The sequence below is a fragment of the Pseudomonas sp. GW821-FHT07B01 genome (genome assembly GCF_059419065.1).
On record NZ_JBWKRA010000031.1, the window covers coordinates 1 to 26,201 of the forward strand.

Consider the following 26,201-nt stretch of genomic DNA (forward strand, 5'->3'; position numbering starts at 1 on the left):
GCGATGCAGACACCTCGGTACATCAGGTACACCGAGGTGATGCTATCGCAGGCAAGCCAGCTCCCACATTGGGTTGGTGTTGTCAGTGTTTGATCAGTTTGTCCAAACCGTCCAGTAAACGCTTGAGCGCGCCCTGATTGGCCTGCATCACCTTGAGCCCCGCCTGCGCCATCTTGCGTGCGTCCTGGGGCAACTCAAACAACTGTCGCACCGCTTCGGCCAGCCCATCGGCATCGTCCACCTCTCGCAAAGCCCCGGCGTCGCGCATCATCGCGGTGATGTCGAGGAAGTTGAAGACATGCGGGCCCATGATCACCGGTTTACCCAGCGCCGCCGGTTCCAGCGGGTTGTGCCCGCCGGTCGGCACCAGGCTGCCGCCGACGAATGCGCTGTCAGCCAGGGCGTAAAGAAACAGCAATTCGCCCATGGTGTCGCCGAGCAGCACCGAGGTGTGCTCGGTAACCGGCTCGCCGCTGGAGCGACGCACGGTGGCAAACCCTTGCTGCACGCAGCGCTCAAACGTAGGGCCAAAGCGCTCCTGATGACGGGGCACCAGAATCAGCAGTGCATTGGGATAGTTCGCCAGCAACTGGCGATGAGCGGCCAGCACCACGTCGTCTTCACCTTCGTGGGTACTGGCGGCGATCCAGACCGGACGCTCGCTGGCGCCCCATTGTTCACGCAGGGCAGCGGCGCGGGCCGTCAACTGCGGGTCGATGCTCAGGTCGAACTTGATCGAGCCGGTCACTTCCACGGTTTCAGGACGTGCACCCAGGCTGCGCAAGCGTTCGGCCTCGGTCTCGGTCTGTACGGCGAACAGGCTCATTTCTGCCAGCATCGGCGCCGTCAGCTTGGCAAATCGCGCGTACCCCTTGGCCGAACGCGCCGACAACCGTGCATTGGCCAGCGCCACCGGGATACCGCGCTGGGCACAGGCGTGGATATGGTTGGGCCACAGCTCGGTTTCCATGATCACCGCCAGCGTGGGCTGGACGCGGTTCAAAAAACGCTTGGCGGCGCACGGTAAGTCGTACGGCAAATAGCAGTGCTGGATGCGCGGTTCGTTGGCGAACAACGCCTGGATCCGCTCGGAACCGGTGGGCGTCATGCAGGTGACGGTAATCGGCAGCTGTGGATAACGCTCCAACAAGCCGCGAACCATCGGGGCGGCGGCAATGCTTTCGCCGACCGACACCGCGTGCACCCAAATCCCGCCGGGCCGCATCACCGGCAAGCCATAGGAAAACCGCTCGCCCACCCGCTTGGCATAAGCCGGCGCTTTGCGCGCACGCAACCACAAGCGTAAAGCCACCAACGGCAGCGCCAGGTAAAACAGACAGCTGTAGAGAGTTCTATTCATGGCGGCGGAGTTTATCGGCTTTTTCAGTCGATCGCCTGCAAGCACTCGGCAAAACGTTTGGCCAGGAAGCGCGCGGCGGGCCCAAGGTGCTCGTCGCGGCGCCACACCAGTTCCACCACCAGGGCGGGCGGGGTCCACTCGCTGGCCAATTCGACCATCTGTTGCTGGTAGGTCGGGTATTGCACGATATGCCGAGGCAGCCAGGCCCAGCCCAGGCCACTCATCAGCCATTCGGCCAATACGTAGAAGCTGTCGGCGCGCCACACCAGGGGACTGGCCGCCTCGCTGCCGGGGTAGACGCTGGTCTGGGTCGACATCAGCAACTGCCGAAACTGGGCCAGGTGTTGGCACGTCACGTACTGCTCCTTGGCCAACGGGTGATTGACTCCGCACACCGTGACCATTTCCACGCTGCCCACCACCCTTCGCTCCAGGGCTTCGGGAATCTGGTCGTGATAGAACAACAGCCCCAGGTCCGCCTTGCGCTCCACCAGCTTGCGCGCCACATCGCCCTGGGCCGCGCTGGACAACTGCACCTCCAGCAGCGGGTAGTGCACGGCCAGCGCCTCCAGGCTGTCGAGCACCGGCTGGAACAACATCGCCTCATCCTGAGCCAGGCGCAGGCAGGCTTCCTCGCCGCGGGTCAACGACAACGCCCGGCCCGTGAGGCGCTCACACTGGCGCAGCACCTCACGCGCTTCCTCCAGCAACACACTGCCGGCCTCGGTCAAGCGCGGTTGCCGGCCGCTGCTACGTTCGAACAGGACAACGCCCAAGTCAGCCTCCAGCAGGGCAATGCCACTGCTGACCGCCGATTGCGCCTTGCGCTGCCCACGCGCCACGGCAGAAAACGAACGCTGCTCGGCGACACTGACAAACAGCCGCATCTGCTCCAGATCCCAGTGCACGCTCATGGCTCAACCCATCTCAATTCCAGATAGGTAATGACTTTACCCCATCTGGCGAACCTCTAGAATGCCGACCTTATCAAATGCGCATCACGTCGAGGATTGCCCCATGAATGCCGCCTACTACTACTTGGCCATCGCCATCTGCTCGGAAGTGATCGCCACCGTTTCCATGAAAGCCATCAAAGGCTGGAGCACCCCTATTCCGTTGTTGCTGGTGATCGTCGGTTACGGCGTGGCGTTCTGGATGCTGACCCTAGTGGTACGCACCGTGCCGGTCGGCGTGGCATACGCGGTATGGGCCGGGATGGGCATCGTGATGGTCAGCATCGCGGCGTTGTTCATCTATGGGCAGAAGCTGGATGTGCCGGCGATGCTGGGGATGGGCCTGATTGTGCTGGGCGTGGTGGTGATTCAGCTGTTCTCGAAAACCGCCGGGCACTGACCGCCACTCAACAGCCTGTATACTGCGCCTCTTGTCTTGAACACTGAGGTCGCCGATGCCATCCGTTATTTCCACCGACGTTCTGATTGTCGGCGCCGGGGTTGCTGGCCTCTGGCTCAATGCGCGCCTGCGCGGCCAGGGGTTTTCCACGGTACTGGTGGAAAGCGCCACCCTGGGCGGCGGGCAAAGCCTGAAGTCCCAGGGGATCATTCACGGCGGTGCGAAATACGCCCTCCATGGCGCCCTCACCGGCGCCTCCGAAGCCATTGCCGATATGCCGCGCCGCTGGCGTGAAGCCCTGGCCGGCAACGGCGAGCTGGACCTGTCCGGTGTGCGCGTGCTGTCCCAGGCACATTACTTGTGGTCGCCCGGGACGATTGCCGGCAACCTCACCAGCTTTTTCGCCAGCAAGGCAGTGCGTGGCCGCGTCGATCAGGTCAAGGGCGACGAACTGCCCCTGGCGCTGCAGGACCGTCGCTTCAAAGGCAAGGTCTACCGCCTGGCCGAGCTGGTGGTGGACGTGCCCAGCCTGATCAATCGCTTGGCGCAACTGGCTGGTGACAGCCTGCTCGCAGGTGTGCACATCGAACCGTTGCTAGAGGGTGGCACCCTGGTGGGCTTGAAGGTCGATGGCCGTGAAATCCGCGCCCAGCGCATAGTCCTGAGCGCTGGCGGCGGCACGGCAGACTTGCTCGCCGCCCTGGGCCATAGCCAGCCGGCCATGCAAAAACGCCCGCTGCACATGATCATCGCCAAAGGCCCAGGCCTCAAGCCGCTGTACGCCCACTGCCTGGGCGGCGGCACCAAGCCGCGTCTCACCGTGACCACCCACCCGGCCGCGGATGGCAATTGGGTTTGGTACATGGGCGGTGATATCGCCGAGGCTGACGGTGTGGGGCGTACGCCTGAAGAACAGATCGCCACCGCGCAGAAAGAGCTGGCGCAACTGCTGCCCTGGATCGACATGAGCCAGACCCAGTGGGCCACCCTGCGGGTGGATCGCGCCGAGCCGCTGCAATCGGGGCTGAGCCGTCCCGATAACGCGTTCCTTGCCGAAGACGGCCGCCTGCTGGTCGGCTGGCCCACCAAACTGGCCCTGGCGCCGGACTTCGCCGACCGCGTACTCCACGCTCTGGAGCGCGACGGCATCCGCCCAGGCGCCAATACCCCGCTGCCCGAGCTGCCAGCACCGGCAATCGGCCAACCCGTCTGGGAGCACCTGTTGCCATGAGCCTGCCAACCCTGCACGACCTGCATCGCCCCCTGGGCAGCACCGGCCTGCTGGTGTCGCCCCTGGGCCTGGGCACCGTCAAGTTGGGCCGCGACCAAGGGGTGAAATACCCCAACGGCTTTCAGATCCCTGGCGACGACGAGGCCCGCATGCTGTTGCGCCAGGCCCGCGAACTGGGCATCAACCTGATCGACACCGCACCGGCCTATGGCATGAGCGAAGAGCGCCTGGGGCCGCTGCTGCGTGACCAGCGCAAGGACTGGGTCATCGTCAGCAAGGTTGGCGAAGAGTTTGCCAATGGCGTGTCCCATCACGATTTCAGCGCGGCCCATACGCGGATGTCGATCGAACGCAGTCTGAAACGACTTGAAACGGATTTTATCGACCTGGTGCTGGTGCACTCCGACGGCAACGACTTGCATATCCTCAACGATTGCGAGGTTTACCAGACCCTGGCGCAGTTGAAGAAAGACGGCAAGATTCGCGGTTTCGGCTTCTCCGGCAAAACCGTCGAGGGCGGCGTGAAAGCGCTGGAACAGGGCGACTGCGCGATGGTCACCTACAACCTCAACGAACAGGCTGAGAAGGCCGTGATCGACTATGCGGCCGCCCACGGCAAGGGCATCCTGGTGAAAAAGGCGCTGGCCAGCGGCCACGTATGCCTGGAACCGGGAATGGATCCAATTCAGGCCAGTTTCACCTTGTTGTTCGCGCAAACGGGCGTCGCCAGTGCTATTGTCGGGACCATTAATCCGCTGCACCTGGCCCATAACGTAGCAACTGCTGCCCGGGTCATTCGTCAACTCTGATGCCGCCCACGCGGCCGACCCCGTCGCAAGAAGGAGCCGACATGCCGCGTACGCTCATAAGAAAGAACCCCAGCAACTTCAAGACACTGCCGCTGCACGTCGAAGCCACCCCCGAAGGCCTGAGCTACCAGAGCGTCGGCATGCCGCTCAACTTCGCCCAGACCCTGCAACGGCGCAAGCCGGTCGAGGTACCAGATGCCGAACGCTTCGCCCTGGAACTGGCGAACCTCGGCGTCTCGGTACGCCTGACCCTGCACTGGCAAAACAAGGACTACTGGGTGCTGGTGCGCCAACGCCGCCAGGACCGTGGCGACGTGGTGCTCAAGCTGATCTCCGGCTACGTCCCGGCCCATGAACTGAACCTGCCGCTGCACACCGCCATCCAGGAAATTGCTGAAGAGTGCCTGCTCGAAACACCCGAAGGCTGGCTCGGCGGGCGCTTCAACGACACCTGGCTGCCGGCGCCCTACTCCGCCGCCCTGCATTACCGCGAAGCCCTACCGTTTCGGCTCAGCCCCTTGTCCGGCGCCGCACGCCCGGTACGCTGCGCCACCATGCAACTGATCGAGCGCCCACGGGCCTATGTGCACCTGCCGACCGCCTCGCTGCAATTGATTTATGACCTGCGCCTGGAAGTGCCGAAGGAAGCCAAGTCCCTCAGCTTGTTTCATGTGGATGAGCGTTTGGAGGGTGACCAACTGGTGGCGCGCCTGGATCGCCAGCGTCCGGACCTGTACTTGATGCCGCTCAAAGATGGCGAGCCGCTGGCAGAGTTGTACACGGTCAAGAAAGACCAGCTGTATCCGGCCAGCACGCGCGGCCTGTATCTGGCGGAAAGTTTTGCCCAGCAAGAGGGCTGGCTGGTGCGCGATGAGCGCATTCGCTGGAAGGACTGGCTCAGGCAGCAGGGCCTGGCAGAGCCGGAAAAAGACTCCAAGCTCAAGCGCTTGACCGGCAAGGCGCGGCAGATGCTGCGCAAGATCGTGCCGAAGAAAAGCTAGGGGCGAGCAGGCTCGCCCCACGGGGTATCACTCGTTGTTGCGGATCTTCTCGACAATCGCGGTGGTGGAGCTGTTTTCAACCAACCCCAGCACTTTGACCGTGCCACCGTAGGCACTGACGATGTCCGCACCGACCACTTGGTCGACGCTGTAGTCACCGCCCTTGACCAGCACGTCGGGCTTGACCTGGGCCAACAGGTTTTCCGGCGTGCCTTCAGAGAAGCTGATCACCCAGTCCACCGCACCCAGGCCCGCGAGTACCGCCATGCGCCGGTCAACACTGTTGATCGGGCGGCCAGGGCCTTTCAAGCGGCTGACCGACGCGTCATCGTTGACCGCGACGATCAAACGGTCGCCTTGGGCACTCGCCTGCTCCAGGTACGTCACATGCCCGGCGTGCAGGATGTCAAAGCAACCGTTGGTGAACACAATGCTTTCGTTGTGAGCCCGGGCATCGTCAATCGCCAGCAGCAATTGCTCCAGGCCTAGCACACCGCGCTCCGAGCCTTCCGAGCGCTGAATCGCACGGCGCAACTCCGGTGCGCTGATGGCGGCGGTACCCAGCTTGCCCACCACAATGCCCGCCGCCAGGTTGGCCAGGGCCACGGCGTGGGGCAGTTCTTCACCGGCAGCAATGGAGGCTGCCAGGGTAGAAATCACGGTATCACCGGCGCCGGTGACGTCGAACACTTCACGGGCACGCGCTGGCAGGTGCATCGCCGGATGGCCCGGACGCAGCAGGGTCATGCCGTGCTCGCCACGGGTCACCAGCAAGGCGCCCAAGTCGAGATCGGCCATCAGCGCCGCGCCCTTGCTCACCAGTTCGTGCTCATCAGCGCAACCGCCGACGATGGTTTCGAACTCACTGAGGTTGGGCGTGAGCAGGCTGGCGCCTCGGTAAACAGAGAAGTCCTTGCCCTTGGGATCGGCCAGCACCGGAATGTTGCGAGCCTTGGCGGCCTGGATCAACACCTGGTGATTCTGCAAGGCGCCTTTGCCGTAGTCGGACAACACCAGCACCTTGATACCGTCGAGCAGCGCGTCGACCTGGTCGCCAAGGGCCAGGGCGTCGGTGGCGAAGGGTTCTTCAAAATCGATACGCAGCAACTGCTGATGACGGCTCATGACCCGCAGCTTGACGATCGTCGGCTGATGGGCGATGCGCTGGAACAGCGCACGCACGCCGGCGCCCAGCAAGCTGTTGGCCAGGCTTTCGGCCGCTTCGTCGTCGCCGGTCACCCCCACCAGGGAGGCCGGGGCGCCGAGGGCGGCAATATTGAGCGCGACGTTGGCAGCGCCACCTGGGCGGTCTTCGATTTGCTCGACCTTGACGACCGGTACCGGAGCCTCAGGGGAAATCCGTGAGGTACCACCATGCCAGTAACGGTCGAGCATGACATCGCCGACCACCAAGACAGCGGCTTGATTGAATCGCGGCATGGACAACTTCATGGAGCAACCCACATACAAAATGAACAGGGGCGCGATATTAGCACAGGGTTTGCGATGGCTTGCGACCACCGCAGGGCAAATGTAGGAGGGGATTTACTCTCTGTAGGAGCGAGCTTGCTCGCGAGAAACTTACAGACGCCGCATTTATTCAGGAAGCGCGGGTCATCGTTGAAGTTTTTCGCGAGCAAGCTCGCTCCCACATTTCATTTACCCCGTGATGCCGGGTGGATCAGGTGATATCAGCCTGCACCGGTGCATCCAGGCCCATGGCATGCAGGCGGGCGTAATAGCCGTTCTGCGCCAACAACTCGCCATGGGTACCGCGCTCGACAATCCGCCCGTCGTCCATCACCAGGATCAGGTCAGCCTTCTCAATGGTGGACAAACGGTGCGCGATCACCAGGGTCGTGCGGCCTTGCATGACCTTATCGAGTGCCGCCTGGATATGCCGCTCGGACTCGGTATCGAGGGCCGAGGTGGCCTCGTCGAGGATCAGCAACGGCGCGTTCTTGAGCAATGCACGGGCAATCGCCAAGCGCTGGCGCTGGCCGCCGGACAACAGCACACCGTTCTCACCCACCTGGGTATCGAAGCCCTTGGGCAACTGATCGATGAAGTCCTTCGCATTGGCATCCGCTGCCGCCGCTTCCACATCGGCACGAGGTGCACCGGCCAGGTCGCCGTAGGCGATGTTGTTGGTCACAGTGTCGCTGAACAGAGTCACATGCTGGGTGACCTGGGCAATGTGTTTGCGCAGGTTGAGCAACTTGTAGTCTTCAATCTCGATGCCATCGAGCAGGATTTCACCGCTTTCATGATGGTAAAAGCGCGGGATCAGGCTGGCCAGGGTCGACTTGCCACTGCCCGAGCGCCCCACCAGCGCAATCATCTGCCCAGGCTCGGCGGTGAAGCTGATGTCCTTGAGCACATGGCGATCGGTGCCAGGGTAGGTGAAGTTCAGGTGACGAACTTCCAGGCGACCGCTGACCTTGTCGCGTTCGAGAGTGCCGTGGTCGACCTCAACGTCTTCGTCCAGCTGTTCGAAGATGCTTTCGGCGCCCGCCACACCTTTCTGAATAGTCGAGCTGACCTCCGAGAGCTGGCGGATCGGCTTGGGCAACAAGCCCGCCAGAGTGATGTAGGCCACCATGTCACCCGCCGAGGCGTCGCCACGCAGGTACAGCACCAGGAACATCAGTACTGCCATGGCGGAGTAGATCACCAATTGCAGCGCCGGGGTGTAGATCGCCCCGGTGCGGGTCATGCGCAGTTGCTTGTTGGTGTTGCTCTGGCTGGCCTTGAAAAAGCGCTTCTGTTCGTAGACTTCGCCGCCGAAGCTGCGCACCACGCGGTAGCCCTGGATGGTCTCCGAGGCCACGTGGGTCACGTCGCCCATGGCCACCTGGATCTTCTTGCTCTGCTTGCGGAATTTCTTGCTGGCGGTACTGACCATCACGGCAATCAACGGCAGGATCGCGATCATTACCAACGTGAGGCGCCAGTTCATGTACAGCAAGGAAGCGAACAGGAAGATCACCGTCATGCCTTCGCGGATCACCACCTTGATAGCATCGGTCGCGGCCCCCGTGACCATGGTCACGTTGAAGGTGATGCGGGAAATCAGATGCCCGGAGTTGTGGTTATCGAAGTAGCGGTTGGGCAGCGTCAGCAGGTTGTTGAACAGTTGCACCCGCAAGTCGTGGACCAGCCCCAGGGAGACCTTGGCCAACAGGTAGTTGCCCAGGAACGAACCAAGGCCCTGCCAGGCCGCGATCAGGATGATCAGCAGCGGCACTGCCTGCAGCAATTGCAGGTCGCGCAAAAAGGGCACGGTCGGGAACAGCACAGCTTCCGGATTGGAGAGACCGTCGACAAAGTACTTGAGGATGTAACCCAGCATCGGTTGGGTCGACGCGAAAATCAGAAATCCAAGGATACTCAACGCGAACAAGCCCATATAGGGCTTAACGTAACTGAGCAGGCGGAAGTATATTTTCAAGCTCGAAGGGCTTGCGCTCGGACTGGAGTCGGTCATATCACGCGGCGTTTTGAAAAAGGAGGCTGACTTTAGCACAGCTTCTCTGTTGTACTTGCACCCGGCGTAAGCCGCGGCCCGGTTGGATCCTACCGGCGACATTACTTAGCCACTAGCTTAAGATGGTCGGCTTTCTATTTCTGGAATGGCTTTACTGTATGCACTCCAAGCGCCTTACCTATGGCTCAAATCGCGTTTTCGACTTCCTGGTCCTATGGATTTTGCCTGTTGGCTTGCTGCTGCTCCTGAGTGCACTGTTCTTTGTCGGCAATCGCAATGTACTGCACCGCATTGTCTACATCCTGTTCAGCGTACCGACCTTGTTTCTGTTGTGCATGCGCCCTCGGGAATTCAAGGACCTGCTGCGCGAGCCCCTGGCAATCGCGTTCCTGGCGTTCTCCGCCTGGGCGTTGACCAGTCTGCTCTGGAGCCCGGCGCCCAGTTCCGATACTGACCTGTTCAAGCGACCATTGAATACCTTCATGCTGTTTGGCGGCTGCGGTCTGCTGCTGCATTACCGCAACGAATTGTTCAAGCCGATCTTCTTCAGCGCTGCGGTGATTGCGCTGGTGGTCAGCCTGGGTAACCTGGTGGCGTTCGCCAAGGGTTATTCGCCCGGCATGCGCATGATCGGCGGCCTGGGCGCCCTCGACAACCCACTGCTCAGCTCGCATCTGTTTGGCTTTTTCACGGTGTACTGGCTGTATGTCTGCATGACTACCCAGCGTCTCAAGGTCCTGTGGTTCAGCGTTCCGGCCCTGGCGGTCATGACCACTGCGGTGCTGGCGACCGGCTCACGCACGCCACTGGTGGCGCTGACGCTGGCCATCCTGTGGATGAGTTTCGTAAGCCGCAACCGCCGTGCGGCACTGCTCATTATCGGCATGGTCGTGGGTGCTGCCGGACTCCTGTTGCTCCACCCCGAATTGATCACCAAACGCGGCAGCTCGTTTCGCTTCGAACTGTGGAGCATGTCTCTGCAGCTTATCGCCGAACATCCATGGATCGGGCATAGCTACGACTCGGAGCTGTTTCTCACAGTGTCGGATGGCCTTCAACTACGCGAAACCCACAGCTTCGCCCTCGGCGTGCTCTATTACGTCGGCATCATCGGTTTCATCCCATGGGCCTTCATGCTCGTTTGGGGCTTATACAAAGGCCTGCAGCAACGCGCCCAGCCGCTGTTCATCCTGGCTTCGTCACTGCTGGCCTACGGCATCGGTGCGGGCCTGACCGAGGGCGGCGGCATTCTGTCGCGCCCTAAGGAGCACTGGTTCCTGCTGTGGATTCCGTTGGCAATTATCACCGGCCTGAGCCTCGCCCAGCGCCATCGCAGCCTGCTGCGCATGCCGGTGCAGGACCTCAAGCCCGCAGCGTTTGAACAGCTGTGCAGCAACGCCCATGTGATTGAGGCCGATGGCCTGGGGCCCAAAGTTCTGCGCCTGGAGGACGGCAGTTTCCTGAAGCTGTTCCGCCCACGCCGCTGGTACACCTCCGGCAGCTTCAACCCGTACTCCGAGCGCTTTGCCAGCAACAGCGAGCAACTGCGCACCCTGGGCATTCCTACGCCGCACATCCTCGGGCTCTATCGCCTGAGCGATGCCAGCAGCGCAGTGCGCTACACGCCGTTGCCCGGGCTGACGTTGCGCCAAGCGCTGCAAAGCCTGGACAGCAGCCTGCGTGAATCACTGGTTGAGCGCTTTGGACGGTTCATGGCGCAACTGCACGAGCGCGGCGTGTACTTCCGCTCGCTGCACTTGGGTAACGTGTTGTTGATGGACGACGGTGAGTTCGCCCTGATCGACGTGGCTGACCTGCGCATCTACCCGTCTTCACTGCGTTACGCCTTGCGCCAACGTAACCTGCGCCACATGCAACGTTATCCTCAGGATCGCAACTGGCTGTTCGAAACGCACTTCGAACAATTGGTCAAAGGTTACGCCTCGGAGGCGAGCCCAGCGGCCACTGCGAAAATCCGCGAGCAGGTCCAGAGCCTGTAAACACCTGTAGGAGCGAGCTTGCTCGCTCCTACAGGGGGCGGCGTCGGTTCAGTTCTTGAGCGGCGCCAGATACAACCGCACTAGCCCGCGCAAGGTCTTGCGCCCCCAGAACTTCAAAGGGATCTGCTTGAGAACCTCCCGCGCCAACGGGCGGTCGCGGTCGGCGGTCTTGAGAAACATCGAGTTCAGGAAGTTGTAGCGAACCGCGTCATAGGCCGGGTGCTCGCTGAACTTGGCGTAGGTCTTGAGGATGTTCTGGATCATGTAGCGGTGGTTCTTGTACGTGTTGCTGGCGTGCTGGCGATACTTGGCCATCACCACGTCAAGGGCGTCAATGGTGTAGCCCGCCGCCGTGATCTTCAGTTGGATCAGCAAGTCTTCCAGGGGAATCTGCGGGTCGAAACCACCGACCTCCTCCAGCACTTCGCGACGAATCAGCATGGTCGGCGCCGGTGGAAACGGCTTGCGGTCCAGGAAGAGGTCATCGAAGTCCAGACGTCGAAACGGCACGTCGCGACGCTGTTTCTTCTCCGGGTGCAGGTTGCCATCCCCGTCGATCAGCTCGATATTGCCAGCACACATGCCCACCTTCGGCTTGCCGTCCATATACGCCACCTGGGTGGCAATACGGTCCGGCAACATGATGTCATCCGAGCCGAACGGTGCGATGAGGCTACCCTTGGCGCGAGCAATCGCACCGTTCAAGGTCGCGCTGAGCCCTTGGTTCTGCTGCACCTGGAAATCAAAGCCGTGCTCGGCCTGCAAGCGCTGGATGCGTTCGACGCTGTCATCCTTGGAGCCGTCGTCGACTACCAACAGCTCGATATTGGGGTAGGTCTGCCCCAGCACGCTAAGAATGCTTTGCTCGATGTACTGGCCATGGTTGTAGGAAGCGATGATCACCGAGACCAGAGGTTGTGGCTGATTCATGCTCTACCTACTTCACGCAAACCGGTTTCAATCAGGGTCAGGTACTTGTGCTTGAACTCATCGAGGGTGTGGTTGGCCTCCAGATAGCGGAACACCTCCTCACCCTTGGCGCGCAATTGTTCATCGCTCATGGCCAGGTAAGTGTCCAGGGCCGCAGCCAATTGTTCGACGTTGCCCGGATCATGGGACAAGCCGCCCGCGCCCTGCACCAGTGGCAGCATCGCCGGGCCGTTGGAGGCAATCACCGGCAGATGGCCGCTCATGCCTTCCAGCAAGGCCAGGCCCAGACCTTCGAACAGCGACGGCATGGTCCAGATATCGAAGCCACGCACGTACTTCATGCCGTCTTCGCGAAAGCCCAGCAAGTGCGCACGGCCGGTCAGGCCCAGGCGCTCGATGTCGGCACGCAGGTCGGCTTCGGCACGTCCGGAACCAATAATCCCCACCTGCGCCTCAGGGTATTTGTCCTTGAGCGTGGCGAAGGCTTGCAGCAGATGGGTATGACCCTTGATCGGCACGAGGCGGCCCAGGGCACCAATCATCCGTGCATCCGTTGGCAGGCCCAAGGCCTTGCGTGCGTCTTCACGGGACAGCTGCAAAGCCTCTGCCTGGGGAATGTCGATCGCATTGGTGACGTAGGTGGTGTTCTCACGGGTGAAGCCGCAGTTGAGGTCTACCAGGTAGTCCTTGACCGCTTCGGACACCCCGACAAAGCGCCACGCCGGGCTGACCCAGCGCTGGGTCTGACGCCGACGGTAACCACGGGCGTACTCGCCAAAGCCGTGGGAGATGCCGATGCACAGCGGGATCTTCAACCAGCGGTTGAGCGACAGCATCATGTTCACCGACTTGAAGCGGTTACAGATGACCACGTCGAACTTCTGCTCGCGGCAGTACTTGTAGATCTGCCACATGGCGCCAAAGCGAATGCCCTTGAGGGACTTTTCCGGCAGCTCGAAATAATGGGAGTGCTCGGCCACGCTCAGGGGCTGGCCGGGCAGCGGGCGCCCACTGAGAAATCCGGAGGTCACCTCGAAGCGCTCAGCCGGCAGGGATTTGACGATTTGCTCACCCAAGTCCGCGAAGTCATGGGTCTTGACGTTGTAGTCCGGCTGTAACTGCAAAACCTTGAAACGAGGCTTCATAACTCTCCATGCAGCGATCTGGCTACGGGCACGCAGCCCGGTAAAAAGGGCGACAGGCGCATAACGGCCTGCCTTCAATCGGCTCTCAGTCCTGCTTCAGGACCCACAACAGCTCGTGACGGCGCACGGCCTTGCGGAAGAATTCGTTCTCGCCATAGGGCGATGGACTACGGCCCGCCAGCAGTTGCTGCAACCACCTACGCACCCGACGCTTGAACGGCGCTGGCGGCTGCAGGTCGTGCATCATGCCCAGGGCCATGGCCTTGTCCTGCTGCTGGCTCAAGGCGAGGGCGAAACTGCACGGCACCAGTTCCACAGCACCATCGAAACGTGGCGGAAGCGCCACGCCAGCGCCGGAATCGCCCATGGGCCAGCGGTCGTTATCATGCAGGTGATTGGCGTAGCCGAGCAATGTGTCGGGCTGCCACTCCAGGCCCTGCAAGGCTTCCAGCACTGCCGCGTGGGCGCAGATATGGTCGGCGTGAGGGTCCAGCAACGGCGTGGGCAAGACGATGACCTGGGGTTGCGCCTTGAGCAGCAGCGCCCGCAGGTCGGCGATCAGGTTATGCCAGGTCGGCGCGCCATCAGCATCGCCAGGCAGGGCAAAACCATTGAACTGGCGAAACAGCCGCGTATCGGCCAAATCGGCTTCGCGGGAGGCTTGAGGCTGATCTGGCGCGGCCTGCATGGCTTGCAACTGCATGCAAAAGTAGCCCAATTGCACGCACTGCGCCTCGGGCACGCCCGCCCAGCGGGGCACGGCGACGCTGTCCCACGCTCGCAAACGGCCCTTGAGGCGCGCAGCTTCAGCCTTGGGCAGGCCCATGTGCTGATAATGCTCGGCTTCGATTTCACCGGCCGTCAGCGTGACGATCCAGCTTTCAGTCGCCTGGCTGTAAAGGCTGAACGCAGCCAGCTCGGCATCGTCGGCATGGGGCGCGATCACCATCACACGTTGCTGGCGATAGTCCGGCTGGCGAAAGCGCCACAGCGTCGGCTGCCCCTTGATCCGGCAAAAACGCCCGCGCAATTTGAGCTTGCCCGCGGCCAAGGCTTCGGCGGCGCCGGTCAGGTTCAGATAACGCCGCCCAGCGACGCCGCGTTCGAAGGCTTGCCGGTCCGGGCTTTGCAGGCCCAACAGGTCCACCGCAGGATCGAAGAAACGCCCCAGCCAGGTACTTTTCAACTCAACGCCGACGATCAGGGTTTCATCCGCCGCCAACGGCGTATCCAGCAGCAGCCGGCCCGCCTCCAGGCGCAAGCCGGGCTGTTCGCTGCCAGCCGGGAAGGCATACTCATAGCTGTCTTTGGGCGAATAAAACAGGTGATCGGCAAACCAGGCTTCATGGGCGGCCCACAGCAGCCCTGCAAGGATCAGCGGCAACCACCAGGCGACCAGTACGCCGGTGGCGACCAACACCAGCACGCCGATCAATAGCGCAATACGTTTGTTACGCCGATGGCGCTTGAGCATTTGCTGTTTGCGGCTCATACGCTGAACACCGGCACCGGGTTGCACCAGCGCTCCTTGTATTCACGGTCGGAACGCCCGAAGGAGAAGCGCAGTGACTTGTTCGCCGCCCGCGCATGTTCCCAGGCACTTTGGGTATTGAGGAAACTCAGCACACTGCCAGGGCTGAATGCACGGGTTTCAGGGTCGACGCCGCCGTTGACATACTCGGCGCTGAACCACTCGTTGGACTGCACCTGATACACCAATTGCACTGCAATCGGCGCGTCGTTCAGAAACAGCACCGAGCCGAACAGGAATTCCTTGAGCAACTCCAGCACCTCGGCCAGACGCGCCGCGCCCGCCGCCGGGAAGCCCCAACGACGCTGGAACAGGTCGCAATAAATCGCCGCCAGTTCTACGCTGGAAAACTCACTGACCGCCCTTACCACGCCGCCCGCCTCTTCCAACAGGCGCAGTTCACGCCGCTGGTTATAGCGAAACTTCTTCGACAGGTCTTCGGGCGTGCGCGCCATGGCCAATTGCTCGGCCTGAGGCTTGAGGGTGCTCACGCGCCCCTCGTTCAACGCCGAGAGGTAGCGCGCACGGTGCCGTAACGGTGCCTGCGCATCGGCGGCAATCGGCAGGATGATCTCGGCGTTGCCCAGGTCAAACAGGCCTTTCTTGCCGCTGCGCTTGAGCACGTCCTTGGACAGCGCCAGGTCGCGCCCCCAGGTGGCGATCGCCCCTTTGAGCTCACCACCTTGCTCCCAGCCCAGGTAGCGCACGGGTATCTGCGCCAGGCCGGCCAGCCGCTCGATCACCTGGGGATGGGTCGCCACGCTGCCGCCGTAACGCTGCCAGGCCTGGGCGTAAACCTCGGCCTCGACAGGCGCCCAGCCACGTTCCCGCCAGCCCTGGAAGCGGTTCAGCATTTAAACCACGGCGTCATAAGGGTCCACGCCGTCCTTGACCACCAGAATGTCTTCCATGATCAGGTACTGCAGGTCCGAGCCGAAGAACATGTTCAGCGCGTCGGTCGGCGAGCAGATCATCGCTTCGCCACGGCGGTTGAGCGAGGTGTTCAGGGACACGCCGTTACCGGTCAGCACTTCCAGCTCTTTCATCATGTCGTAGTAGCGCGGGTTGTATTCGCGCTTGAGCACCTGGGCGCGGGAAGTACCGTCTTCGTGCACCACTTCCGGTACACGGGTCTTCCACTCTTCGGCCACTTCAAAGGTGAAGGTCATGAACGGCGCCGGGTGATCGACCTTGATCATCTGTGGGGCCACGGTGTCGAGCATCGACGGGCAGAAAGGCCTCCAGCGCTCGCGGAACTTGATCTGGTGGTTGATGCGATCCGCCACGCCGGTCGCACTTGGGCAACCGATGATCGAGCGACCGCCCAAGGCACGCGGGCCAAACTCCATGCGCCCCTGAAACCAGGCTACCGGATTGCCGTCGACCATGATCTTGGCAATGCGCTTAGGCATGTTCTCGATCTTGCGCCAGTTCGGCTTGCTCTCGTGCTTGGCGCACGCGGCAATCACGTCTTCGTTGCTGTAGGACGGGCCGAGGTAGACGTGTTCCATCTTCTCGACCGGTACACCACGAGCATGGGACACGTAGGCCGCCGCACCGACGGCGGTGCCGGCATCGCCGGAAGCCGGCTGTACGAACAGCTCTTTGACGTCGTCACGGGCAATGATTTTCTGATTCAGCTTGACGTTCAGCGCACAGCCGCCGGCGAAGGCGAGCTTGCCGGTGTCCTTGAGGATGTCGCCCAGGTAGTGGTCGATCATCTGCAAAGCCAGTTTCTCGAACAGCGCCTGCATGCTGGCCGCGTAGTGGATGTACGGCTCGTCGGCGATGTCGCCTTCGCGTTTCGGCCCCAGCCACTCGATCAGTTTTGGCGAGAAGTAGAACCCCTTGCCCTTCTCTTTGTAGCGGCGCAGGCCGATGACGTTGGCGTAGTCGGTGTTGATCACCAGTTCGCCGTTTTCAAAAGAGGCCAGGCGCGAGAAGTCGTATTTGCTGGCATCGCCGTACGGCGCCATGCCCATGACCTTGAACTCACCATCGAGCATCTCGAAACCGAGGAACTCGGTGATTGCGCCGTACAGGCCGCCGAGGGAGTCCGGATCGTAGAATTCCTTGATCTTGTGGATCTTGCCGTTTTCGCCGTAGCCAAAGAAGGTAGTGGCGTACTCGCCCTTGCCGTCAATGCCCAGGATCGCGGTTTTTTCCTGGAAGCCCGAGCAGTGGTAGGCGCTGGATGCGTGAGCCAGGTGGTGTTCTACCGGTTCAATCTTGATTTTCTTCGGATCGAAGCCCAGTTGCTCCAGGCACCAGACGATCTTGTTGCGATAGCGCTTGTAGCGACGGTTGCCCATCAGGATCGCGTCGAGGGCGCGGTCGGGGGCGTACCAGTAACGCTTGGCGTAGTGCCAGCGCGCCTCGCCGAACAGGCTGATCGGGGCAAACGGGATCGCCACCACGTCAACGTCCGAAGGCTTGATGCCAGCCTGCTCCAGGCAGAACTTCGCCGACTCGTAGGGCATGCGGTTCTTTGCATGTTTGTCGCGTACGAAGCGCTCTTCTTCGGCGGCCGCAATCAGCTTGCCGTCGATATACAGGGCTGCGGAAGGATCATGGCTAAGGGCGCCGGACAGGCCAAGAATCGTCAATGCCACTGGGGTCTAGCCTCTTTTAGTCTGCATGCAGGCGCATCGCGCCTGAAAAAAGTGTGTTTCCCGCCGGAGCGGGAAACAGCTAAAGGGCGGGATTATAGCTTAAAAGCAGAGGGAAGCTGTTAGCGGCAAGCTCAGGGGATTATTGGAGTTCAATGCTACCGTCGGCGCTTTGCCGGTAGACCGTGTAGGGCAGCAGGAGCGTGTCCGTGATACCCGAGAGCGGGATATCAATGAGCGTCCATGGCACATTGTTCACTGCCACATCGCCGCGGGAGTTCGGCGGGCCGTTCAAGATACACAGGTTATAAGTCACCCCGCTGTAAATACGGGGAACGGACTGACAATAGGTTTTATTGGCCTTGAGTGATCGAACTGTGGCGGCATCCTCGCGAAACGCGGTAGTAACAGTTCCGCAGCCAGCCATGGTTAATGCGATGCTCCCCAGCACCAGTAACTTCATGCTCGTTGTGCGCATGTTTTCGGCTCTTCTTTTTTGGAGGAACCGAAATCTAGCAGTTCCAGCTTCGCTAACCCAACGAATCAGGAGCCTACAGGCGCCGTCGCAACGCGTGGGAAACTTCCTGTTCCGCCCAGTGTTGTGAATTCGGAAAAAATCCAGGGGAACCGTTAAACTGGCGGCATTTGCGCCTACGCCATTCAGTTGCGCTGCGCCACAGACCCGGCCCCCTCATGACATCATCCACTCCCTCCCGCCTTGCCCTGCTCTTGCTGGGCCTGTGCAGTAATGCCCAGGCCGACGATACGCCGCTGATACTTGACCCCAGCGTGGTCACCGGCTCACGCAGTGCCAGCCCGACGTTTGATTTGCCCTATTCCGTGGACGGCATCAACCGGGAGCAGATCAGTGACGGCCAGCTCGGCATTAACGCCTCCGAAGCCCTGTCCCGCGTGCCCGGCCTGGTGGTACAGAACCGCCAGAACTATGCACAGGACTTGCAGATTTCGTCCCGCGGTTTCGGTGCCCGTTCGGCGTTTGGCGTACGCGGTATCAAGCTGATCGCCGATGGCATCCCCGCCAGTACCCCGGATGGTCAGGGTCAGGCCGCCACCTTCAACCTCGACACCGCCGAGCGCATCGAAGTGCTGCGCGGCCCGGCGGCGACGCTGTATGGCAGCAACGCCGGGGGCGTGATCCAGATGTTCTCTCGCGACGGCGAAGGCCCGCCGCGTATCGGCGCCGAAACCCTGGTGGGCAGCGACGGCCTGAACAAGAACCACCTCAGCGCCGAGGGCGCGGCGAATGGTGCCGGGTTTGTGCTCGATGCCTCGCGCATGGACACCAACGGCTACCGCGATCACAGCAGCGCGCGCCGCGACCAGACCTTCGCCAAGCTCAATGTCGAGCCCGATGACGACAGCAAGCTGGCATTGATCTACAGCAGCCTGGAGCAGAACGGTACGCAAGATCCACTGGGGCAAACCTGGGCAGCGTACAAGGCCGACCCGCGCTCGGTAAGCGCCAATGCGCTGAACTACAACACGCGTAAAAGTATCGATCACCAGCAATTGGGGATGAATTACGAGCGGTATTTCGGTGGCGCGACCTTGCAGGTCAATGCCTACACCGGGCGGCGCAGTGTGATTCAGTACCTGTCGATCCCAAAGGGCACGCCCGCCAACGAACGCGGCGGAGGCGTGGTGCAATTTGATCGAAAGTTCTACGGCGGCAGCGTGCGCTGGATGCAGCCCATCGAAAGCGCGCCTGGCGATCTGATGATCATTACCGGCCTGGACTTCGACCAAAGCGAGGACAGCCGCCATGGCTATCAGAACTACAGCGGCAATGCCCTGGGCGTGAAAGGCCAACTACGCCGCGACGAAATCGACACGGCTCGCAGCCTCGACCCGTATATCCAAGCCAACTGGGCCCTCGACCGCTGGACCCTGCAAGCCGGCGTACGCCACAGCACGATGCAGATGGACGTTGACGACCAGTTCCTCAGCAATGGCGACGCCAGCGGCAACAAGACCTACCAGAAAAACACCCCTTCGATGAGCGTGATGTACGCGTTCACCCCCGACTTGCACGCCTACATCAGCGCAGGCAAAGGCTTTGAAACCCCGACTCAGGCCGAGCTGGCCTATGCACCGGGCAACGCCGAGGGCTTCAACTTCGGCTTGAAGCCGTCTGAAAGCACGCAATATGAAATGGGCGTGAAAGCGCAACTGAACAACACGCGGATCAACGCCGCCATTTTCCAGATCACCACCGAGGACGAACTGGTGGTGCAGCAATCCATCGGTGGCCGTACCAGCTACCAGAACGCCGGTCGCACATTGCGCCGCGGCTTCGAACTGGGCGTTGAAAGCCAACTAAGCGACCACTGGAGCGCCAGCCTCGCCTACACCCGCCTGCACGCAACCTACGACAGCGACTTTACCAGCGGCCCCAACACCATCGACAAAGGCAACTACCTCCCCGGCGTGCCACAAACCACCCTGTTCGCCGAACTGAACTGGAAACCACGGGACTGGGTCAGCACCGCCATCGAAGGCATGTACCGCAGCAAGGTCTACGTAGAAGACACCAACCAACAACACGCCGCGCCGGCCTACAGCGTCTTCAACTGGCGCGCACGGTTTGAGCAGAAGGTAGAGCACTGGACCTTTCACCAGACCCTGCGCCTGGATAATCTGCTGGATCGTCAGTACGTGGGGTCGGTGATTGTGGGGGATGGCAATAACCGCTATTACGAAGCGGCGCCGGGGCGCTCGTGGTATGCGGGGGCTGGGGCGCAGTATCAGTTCTGAATGCAGCGCCTGGACGGGCGCCATCGCGGGCAAGCCCGCGATAGATTTAACTGCCGACACCCGCCTCTTTGGGCAAGCGCTGGTCAATCACCTGGTACAGCGCACTGCCCTGCGGCCAGTTACGCATAAATCGCGCACGGTCTTTGGCATACGCAGGGGCGAAGCTGGACAGCGAACCGTGCTGGCACATCGCATCCAGGTCAATCATCGCCCAGCGCCCGTCGCTCCAGAACAGGTTATGGCCCTTGAAATCCCCATGGCTGATGCGCTCGCGGATCAGCTCGGCAAACAACTGGTCCAGCGCCTGCAATTCGCTCTCGGGCGCATCGCCGCTTTCAACATACGGCGCAAAGCGCTCGATGATGTCTGGCCCAGGCAGGTATTCGGTGACCAGGTAGGCACGGCTGCGCAACCACAGGAACCGTTTCTCCAGCACCGCCAGCGGCTTGGGCGTGGCGAAGCCCAGGAAGGCCAGGCGGTTGCCTTCGCGCCAGGAGTGCCAGGCGCGGCTCGGGCGCCAGAAGCGCTTGAGCCAATGGGCAAAGCCCTTGATGTTGTAGCGTTTGATAACCAGCGGCCGGCCAGCCACGTCGACCTTGGCCACGCTCGCCGCGCCACCGGTCTTGTACAGGTGACCCTGGTCGAGCAACGCATCGGCCTGCTCCAGCACCGGCACCATGGCGGCTTCTTCTTCGCGGCGGATCGCACGCAAGCCAAAAGCGCCGCGCACCACGCTGAACAGCGTGCATTCGCGGCCGGTCTTGTCCAGGTAGTCTCTCAAACGCCAGGCGCTGACTTTACGCACCTGCTTTTCCAAGGCTTGCATTGGCAGGGCGTGTTCGCCGTTGGCCAGCAAGTAATACACCAGCAACTCTTCGGTAAAGGGCCCGAGGTTTTTCGGCAGTTGGGCGAAGAACACACCGAGGTTCTCCAGCACTCGATTGCGCGACAACGGCTTGCCCGCCTCTTCGACACGAATACCGGCGCCATCGATCAAATACAGCTTGCCATCCTTGCGCAGCAGGTTGTCCAGGTGCAGGTCTTCTTGCCACAGGCCCTTGGCATGCATCTGGGCAATCGCGCCCAGCGCTTCGGCGAGCACGGCGGTTTGTTCGTCCGCCAACGGCGGCAGGTTTTCGACGGCGAGCCAAGCGTCGGACAGGCTTTGGGCCCCCTCGATAAATTCAAACAGCAGCCAACCGCCCTCGCCGTCCTGCAAGCCATCGGCCAGCAGCAACGGCGTGGTCAGGCCCTGCTCAGCCAACAGACGCACACCCGCGAGCTCACGCTGAAAATGCCGCGCCGCCTTGCTGCCCACCAACAACTTGGCCAACACCGGGCGCCCCCGCCACACAGCGGCCCCCACGTAGCGCTGCCCCGGCAACACCCGCAGCAGGCTCAGCAATTGCAATTGCCCAGGGCCGGCGGCATCCGCCAGGTCGAGGGTCAGTGGCAGGCTGGGGGTACGCCCAGCCGATTTCAGCTCGGATAAACGCATCAGCGGTTCTCCTTGTGGCTGCGGCGCGCGGTCAGGCGCTGGTGCCAAGTGGACACCAGGGCACCGTCCTCGGGCTGCTCAAGGTACGCCGCCAGCAGTTGGCGCACCTGCGCATCCGACCATTGCGGCGCGCGGCGCAGCAAAGGTTCCAGGTCCTTGACCCGGTCACGCCAGCCAAACAACAGCGGGCGGGTTTTCTCCAGGTCGATCAACTGCGCGGCATAACCCTCACCGGCAGGCTGCAGGAAAATATGCTTGGGGTAAAAACAGCCATGCACTTGCCCGACGCTGTGCAGATGACGCGCCAGCTTGCCGCACGCCAACAGGATCGCACTGTGCTGGGCTGCGCTCAATTGCGCCCACTGCTCCAGCAACGAATCCAGGTCATTCCAGCCATCCAGCGCACGGGTGAGCAGCATCGCCCGGCGCTCACCCTTGACCTTGCGCTCACCGAAGAACGCCGCTTGCAGGGCCGGGATGCCGAGCTTTCGATACAGGCTGATGTTGCGAAACTCGCGGGCAAAACTCGGCTCGCCGAACGGGCGGTGCAAGGTGCGCGTGAGGTAGTTGCTCTGGCGCTTGAGGTAGTAACCCTGCCCCTCAAGCTCCAGGCGATACACGCTGCTCCAACCGTCGCCGCTGGTGTTCGGCTCGTCCACTGCATCCAGTTGCTTGGCCCACAGGGCGTCGAAGGTCGCCAGGCCGTTGCGCTCAAGCAGAGCGCGGTCTTCAGCCGCCAGGAAGTCACTCATTCGCGTCCCTCGAAAAACTTCACCACATGGCGAATTCGCTGTTTGTCCGACGCGGTCAGGTGCGCGCGCTGGCGATATTGCAGGTAGAAACGCAGGCGCTGGGTGGCCGACAAGTGATACTTGGCGACTTTGTCCAGGCAGGCCAAGTCCTTGGTGATGCGGTACTTGAGCCAGAAGCCGCGCCAGAAATCACCGTTGGGGCAGTCGATCAGGTACAGGGTGCGCTGATCGTCCACCAGCAGGTTGCGCCACTTCAAGTCGTTATGGGTGAAGCGGTGATCGTGCATGGTGCGCGTGTATTCGGCGAGCTGGCGGCTGATGCCATCGACCCACCGGGGGTCTTTGAGGCGCTCATCGTGACGCTCGGCCAGCACCGACAGATCTTCGGTCTTGGGCAGTTCACGGGTGATCATGGCGCCACGGTTATAGGCCAGGCCCTTGCGGTCCAGGCCCCAGGCCACCACGTCGGCGGTGGGGATGCCCCACTTGGCGAAACGCTTGAGGTTCTGCCATTCGGACTTCACCCGCGGCCTGCCCAGGTAACGACGCAGGCCCTTGCCGGCACCTACATAGCGCTTGACGTAATAATTGACCCCGCCACGCTCCACCCGGATCACTTCCGACAACGGGTCGCGGGTCAGCCGCTCGCCTTGCAGGGCGAACACCGCGTCCAGGCTTCCAAAGTCATCCGCCAGGGCGGCGTAGGCAGGTTCCAGATTCCAACCCGCCATCAGATCGCATCCCCGTATCGCTGTTTACGCGCATACAGCTTTGCTGCCATGCTTTCCAGCGCAGACAACAGCGCGGTTTGCTCCGCCAGGATCTGGCGCAGCGGCTGCTGGAAATAGGCCTTGAGAAAGCGCAGCTTGTCGCGCTGGGTCAAGCCGATCTCCAACGCGGAGTAATACAGGCCGGCCAGGTCTTTGTTGCGCCAACGCACGGGGATCGTCGCACGTACCTGGGCACGGTGCAGGTCGATCACCGACAGCTTGAGGTTGTCGATGCTGATAGGCCGGTCGGTGTGCAGCAGGAAATGGCACAGGTAGCAGTCACGGTGGTTGACGCCGCCGCGGTGCATCGCGCCCACGGTACTCGCCAGCTCAAGGGTCAAGGCATGCTTGATGGCCGGCACGGGCGGTTGCTTGACCCAGTCCAGGGTCAGGTCTTCCAGGCTGATGATGGGGGTCAGTTCCTGGGTGATGATGAACGAATGCTGGTCGGCCGGGTTGCTGCCTTTTTCACCGAACGCCACGGCGGTCATGGTCGGTACGCCAAGCGCCTGCAAGCGCTGGATTGCCACCCACTCCTGGCCCGCGCCCAACACCGGTAATTTGGCAGTGACCAGGTTCTTGAGGATTTCGCCCCAGCCGATCCCACGGTGGATCTTCACAAAATAAGGCTGGCCCTCGACCACCGTACGCAACGTACGGCGAGCGGCCAGCTCGCGGAACACCTGGCCTTCCAGCTTCTCGACCTCGGCGAACGCATCGCGTCCGGCCCAGAGGGTCTTGAAGGGTTCGGCTAGAATCAACTTCATCGGTTTGGCTCCGCCAGAATCAGGTCCGCAGCGTACTGCGGCATGCTAAAGAGGTCGGCCGTCTCAGCGAAGGCCAGACCATTGCGACTCCAGGTCGCACGCGCTTGTGGGTCGTCGAGCATATCGACCAGATACTGGTTGAGCTGGGTTTGCTCGAACGGCTCGTCCAACACCCGGCCGCTCTGGGCCTTGTCGATGTAGAACGCATAGCCGCACACCTGGCTCACCAGTACCGGGAGGCCGGCGACCACCGCTTCGACCAGCACCATGCCGGCCGCCTCGTTGTACGCAGGGTGAATCAACAGGTCCGCCCCCAGCAGGAAACGCGGAATATCATTGCGGCCCTTGAAGAACTGCACCTGGTCGCCCAGGCCCAGCGCCGCGCTCTGCAATTGGAATACTTTGGGGTCGTCCTGGCCGATTACAAATAGCCGGGTGCGTTTCTTCAGGCGCGAAGGCAGTGCGGCCAGCGCCTTGAGGCTGCGGTCGACGCCCTTGGTCTTGAACCCCGAACCGATTTGCACCAACAGCAAATCGTCTTCAGCCAAGCGGAATTCAGCGCGGAACTCGGCGCGGATCTCGGCGGCGTTCGGCGGCGCGCGGCGGTCGCGGGCGATCCCCGGTGGCAACAGGTGAAAACGCTCGGCCTGGGTACCGTAATACTGGGTGAACAACTGCTGCTGATGCTCAGACAACACCATGATCTGCGTCTTGGCGTTCTTATCGAACACGGCGCGCTCGTATTCGGCAAAGTGCTTGTAGCGCCCGAACCAGCGATACATCGGGTTGCGCAGGGTCTGGGCCTTGTCCTCGAACACACCGTCGGCGGCAAAGTACAGGTCCAGCCCCGGCATCTTGTTGAAGCCCACCACGCGGTCCACTGGTCGCTTGGCCAGGTCGGCCTGGATCCAGGCGTAGAGCTTTTCGTTGCGGCGGTGGTTGACCAAGGCCTTGACCGGCGCCACCAGCACCTCAAAGCCTGGCGGGATATCACCTTCCCAGATCAGGGTGTACACCCGAATCTTGTGGCCGCGCTGCTGGCACTCCAGGGCGATGCGCATGAAGTCGCGCTGCAGGCCACCGAAAGGGAAGTACTTGTACAGAACAAAAGCCAGTTGCATCAGTGCTGCTCCTCGGCCAGTAACAACGTGCTCAGCCGGCTTGCGACACGCTCAGGGTTCAAGCGCGTGAAGCACAGGGGCGACTCGCGTGCGATGTCGAACCGCCGCAGGTCGTCGGCAGTGGGTTGATAAGTGCACTGTTTTTGCAGGCAAGGCGCGCACGGCCAGTCGCTGGCCAAGTGAATCTGGCCTTTGCCGTAGGCACCGGTAAGGCCTGGGTTGGTGGGGCCGAACAGGGAAATGGTCGGCACGTCCAATGCCGCCGCCAAGTGGCCAAGGCCGGTGTCGACGGCCACGCAGGCACGGGCGCTCGCCAAGACACGGGCAACGCCCGCCAGGTTGAGTTTGGGCAACACTTCGGCGTTGGGCAGGCCGAGGGCCAGGCGTTCGGCCCGCGCCTTTTCGGCGGCGTTGCCCCACGGCAGCTTTACGTCCACGCCCAGGCGGCCCATGCGTTCGGCCAGCTCGCGCCAATAGGCTTCGGGCCAGTGCTTGGTGTCCCAGGTGGTGCCATGCAACAGCAATACGAACGGTTTTTTCGGCGGCAGGCCGAGCAGCTTTTCAACGCTCAGGCCGTAGTCGCCCAGGCGTTGGGGCAGGTCGTAGCCCAGGGCCACGGCGAACAGCTGGCGCAAGCGCTCCACCGCATGCTGCCCACGGGCCACGGCCAGGCGCCGGGAGTAAAAGCGCGCAGCCAGGGGTTCACGCGCAGAATCTTTGTCGAAGCCAGCGATGGGCGCCCGCACATAGCGCGTCAGCCAGGCGCTTTTGAGCAAGCCCTGGGCGTCGATCACCAGGTCGTATTTAGTCGACTGCACCGCCTGCTTGAAGCGCCGCCATTCACCGCTCTTGATGGTTTGCCAGAGGTTCTTGCGCCAGCGGCGAATCGCTACCGGGATGACCTTGTCGACCGCCGGGTGCCAGGTGGGGATTTCGGCAAAGCCTTCTTCCACCACCCAGTCGAACCGAATGCCGGGAATCGCCCGCGCTGCGTCGGTGAGGGCCGGCAAGGCATGGATCACGTCGCCCAGGGATGAGGTCTTGATTACCAGAACCCGCAAC

The 26,201-nt window shown here is 62.0% G+C and carries 22 protein-coding genes; 6 read left to right on the forward strand and 16 right to left on the reverse strand.

Features of this window, described 5'->3' with window-relative positions; translation table 11 throughout:
• Positions 1-82: 82 nt before the first annotated feature.
• Both waaA and AC07S6_RS24705 read right to left on the reverse strand, forming a co-directional pair.
• Positions 83-1,360 carry a lipid IV(A) 3-deoxy-D-manno-octulosonic acid transferase gene (gene waaA, locus AC07S6_RS24700; protein WP_495113246.1) on the reverse strand — a complete coding sequence of 426 codons (1,278 nt, stop codon included), beginning with the start codon at positions 1,358-1,360 and terminating at the stop codon, positions 83-85.
• A 23-nt stretch (positions 1,361-1,383) separates the two neighbouring features.
• Complete coding sequence (locus AC07S6_RS24705; RefSeq protein ID WP_089042115.1) at positions 1,384-2,274, reverse strand: LysR family transcriptional regulator; 891 nt, start codon at positions 2,272-2,274, stop codon at positions 1,384-1,386.
• Positions 2,275-2,377: 103 nt separating this feature from the next.
• Between AC07S6_RS24705 and AC07S6_RS24710 the strand changes: the two genes are divergently transcribed.
• From AC07S6_RS24710 to AC07S6_RS24725, 4 genes are read left to right on the forward strand one after another with little or no spacing between them, the layout of a single operon-like run.
• Positions 2,378-2,713 carry a DMT family transporter gene (locus AC07S6_RS24710; protein WP_003188013.1) on the forward strand — a complete coding sequence of 112 codons (336 nt, stop codon included), beginning with the start codon at positions 2,378-2,380 and terminating at the stop codon, positions 2,711-2,713.
• Between the two features lie 55 nt (positions 2,714-2,768).
• Positions 2,769-3,944 carry an NAD(P)/FAD-dependent oxidoreductase gene (locus tag AC07S6_RS24715; protein ID WP_495113247.1) on the forward strand — a complete coding sequence of 392 codons (1,176 nt, stop codon included), beginning with the start codon at positions 2,769-2,771 and terminating at the stop codon, positions 3,942-3,944.
• Positions 3,941-4,753, forward strand: coding sequence for an aldo/keto reductase (locus AC07S6_RS24720; protein WP_014716642.1), 813 nt, complete (start codon positions 3,941-3,943; stop codon positions 4,751-4,753). Before AC07S6_RS24715 ends, AC07S6_RS24720 begins: the two co-directional genes overlap by 4 nt.
• Before the next feature lie 41 nt (positions 4,754-4,794).
• Positions 4,795-5,754: a hypothetical protein gene (locus tag AC07S6_RS24725; protein WP_003188010.1), complete on the forward strand. Its 960-nt coding sequence runs from the start codon at positions 4,795-4,797 to the stop codon at positions 5,752-5,754.
• Between the two features lie 27 nt (positions 5,755-5,781).
• Here AC07S6_RS24725 and hldE read toward each other — a convergent pair whose 3' ends face one another.
• Together hldE and msbA are read right to left on the reverse strand one after the other, a co-directional pair.
• Positions 5,782-7,206, reverse strand: a complete 1,425-nt coding sequence (gene hldE / locus AC07S6_RS24730; RefSeq protein WP_495113248.1) for a bifunctional D-glycero-beta-D-manno-heptose-7-phosphate kinase/D-glycero-beta-D-manno-heptose 1-phosphate adenylyltransferase HldE — start codon at positions 7,204-7,206, stop codon at positions 5,782-5,784.
• A 229-nt stretch (positions 7,207-7,435) separates the two neighbouring features.
• Positions 7,436-9,241 (reverse strand): lipid A export permease/ATP-binding protein MsbA, encoded by a 1,806-nt coding sequence (gene msbA, locus AC07S6_RS24735; RefSeq protein ID WP_014716640.1) that lies wholly within the window; start codon positions 9,239-9,241, stop codon positions 7,436-7,438.
• Between the two features lie 158 nt (positions 9,242-9,399).
• Between msbA and AC07S6_RS24740 the strand changes: the two genes are divergently transcribed.
• A complete protein-coding gene (locus AC07S6_RS24740; protein ID WP_495113249.1) occupies positions 9,400-11,241 on the forward strand; it encodes an O-antigen ligase family protein in 1,842 nt (613 codons plus the stop codon).
• A gap of 48 nt (positions 11,242-11,289) precedes the next feature.
• Here AC07S6_RS24740 and AC07S6_RS24745 read toward each other — a convergent pair whose 3' ends face one another.
• The 6 genes from AC07S6_RS24745 to AC07S6_RS24770 all read right to left on the reverse strand — a co-directional run bounded on the left by AC07S6_RS24745 (position 11,290) and on the right by AC07S6_RS24770 (position 17,934).
• Positions 11,290-12,171, reverse strand: a complete 882-nt coding sequence (locus AC07S6_RS24745; protein WP_054896247.1) for a glycosyltransferase — start codon at positions 12,169-12,171, stop codon at positions 11,290-11,292.
• Positions 12,168-13,316, reverse strand: a complete 1,149-nt coding sequence (locus tag AC07S6_RS24750) for a glycosyltransferase family 4 protein (protein WP_057975427.1) — start codon at positions 13,314-13,316, stop codon at positions 12,168-12,170. Before AC07S6_RS24750 ends, AC07S6_RS24745 begins: the two co-directional genes overlap by 4 nt.
• An 85-nt stretch (positions 13,317-13,401) precedes the next feature.
• Complete coding sequence (locus AC07S6_RS24755; RefSeq protein WP_495113250.1) at positions 13,402-14,808, reverse strand: PIG-L family deacetylase; 1,407 nt, start codon at positions 14,806-14,808, stop codon at positions 13,402-13,404.
• Positions 14,805-15,701: a GNAT family N-acetyltransferase gene (locus AC07S6_RS24760; RefSeq protein WP_054896244.1), complete on the reverse strand. Its 897-nt coding sequence runs from the start codon at positions 15,699-15,701 to the stop codon at positions 14,805-14,807. The genes AC07S6_RS24755 and AC07S6_RS24760 overlap by 4 nt, the downstream gene beginning before the upstream one ends.
• Positions 15,702-17,459: a carbamoyltransferase family protein gene (locus tag AC07S6_RS24765; RefSeq protein WP_014716634.1), complete on the reverse strand. Its 1,758-nt coding sequence runs from the start codon at positions 17,457-17,459 to the stop codon at positions 15,702-15,704. It lies immediately after the preceding gene.
• A 139-nt stretch (positions 17,460-17,598) separates the two neighbouring features.
• Entirely contained in the window at positions 17,599-17,934 is a 336-nt protein-coding gene (locus AC07S6_RS24770; RefSeq protein WP_038448608.1) for a YceK/YidQ family lipoprotein, read from the reverse strand.
• 215 nt (positions 17,935-18,149) lie between these two features.
• On the opposite strand from AC07S6_RS24770, the gene AC07S6_RS24775 reads away from it, so the two are divergent.
• Positions 18,150-20,231: a TonB-dependent receptor family protein gene (locus tag AC07S6_RS24775; RefSeq protein ID WP_495113251.1), complete on the forward strand. Its 2,082-nt coding sequence runs from the start codon at positions 18,150-18,152 to the stop codon at positions 20,229-20,231.
• A 46-nt stretch (positions 20,232-20,277) separates the two neighbouring features.
• Here the strand turns inward: AC07S6_RS24775 and AC07S6_RS24780 are convergent, their stop codons facing one another.
• Genes AC07S6_RS24780 through waaC form a run of 6 tightly spaced genes read right to left on the reverse strand, consistent with a single transcriptional unit; the run spans position 20,278 to position 26,200 of the window.
• Positions 20,278-21,729, reverse strand: coding sequence for a lipopolysaccharide kinase InaA family protein (locus AC07S6_RS24780; RefSeq protein WP_495113252.1), 1,452 nt, complete (start codon positions 21,727-21,729; stop codon positions 20,278-20,280).
• A complete protein-coding gene (locus tag AC07S6_RS24785) occupies positions 21,729-22,481 on the reverse strand; it encodes a lipopolysaccharide kinase InaA family protein (protein ID WP_034125618.1) in 753 nt (250 codons plus the stop codon). The genes AC07S6_RS24780 and AC07S6_RS24785 overlap by 1 nt, the downstream gene beginning before the upstream one ends.
• Positions 22,478-23,212: a lipopolysaccharide kinase InaA family protein gene (locus AC07S6_RS24790; protein WP_003187993.1), complete on the reverse strand. Its 735-nt coding sequence runs from the start codon at positions 23,210-23,212 to the stop codon at positions 22,478-22,480. The genes AC07S6_RS24785 and AC07S6_RS24790 overlap by 4 nt, the downstream gene beginning before the upstream one ends.
• Positions 23,212-24,018, reverse strand: a complete 807-nt coding sequence (gene rfaP, locus AC07S6_RS24795) for a lipopolysaccharide core heptose(I) kinase RfaP (RefSeq protein ID WP_495113253.1) — start codon at positions 24,016-24,018, stop codon at positions 23,212-23,214. The genes AC07S6_RS24790 and rfaP overlap by 1 nt, the downstream gene beginning before the upstream one ends.
• Positions 24,015-25,139 (reverse strand): glycosyltransferase family 4 protein, encoded by a 1,125-nt coding sequence (locus tag AC07S6_RS24800; RefSeq protein ID WP_044270872.1) that lies wholly within the window; start codon positions 25,137-25,139, stop codon positions 24,015-24,017. Before AC07S6_RS24800 ends, rfaP begins: the two co-directional genes overlap by 4 nt.
• Positions 25,139-26,200 carry a lipopolysaccharide heptosyltransferase I gene (gene waaC, locus AC07S6_RS24805; protein WP_054896238.1) on the reverse strand — a complete coding sequence of 354 codons (1,062 nt, stop codon included), beginning with the start codon at positions 26,198-26,200 and terminating at the stop codon, positions 25,139-25,141. The genes AC07S6_RS24800 and waaC overlap by 1 nt, the downstream gene beginning before the upstream one ends.
• Position 26,201 lies beyond the last annotated feature (1 nt).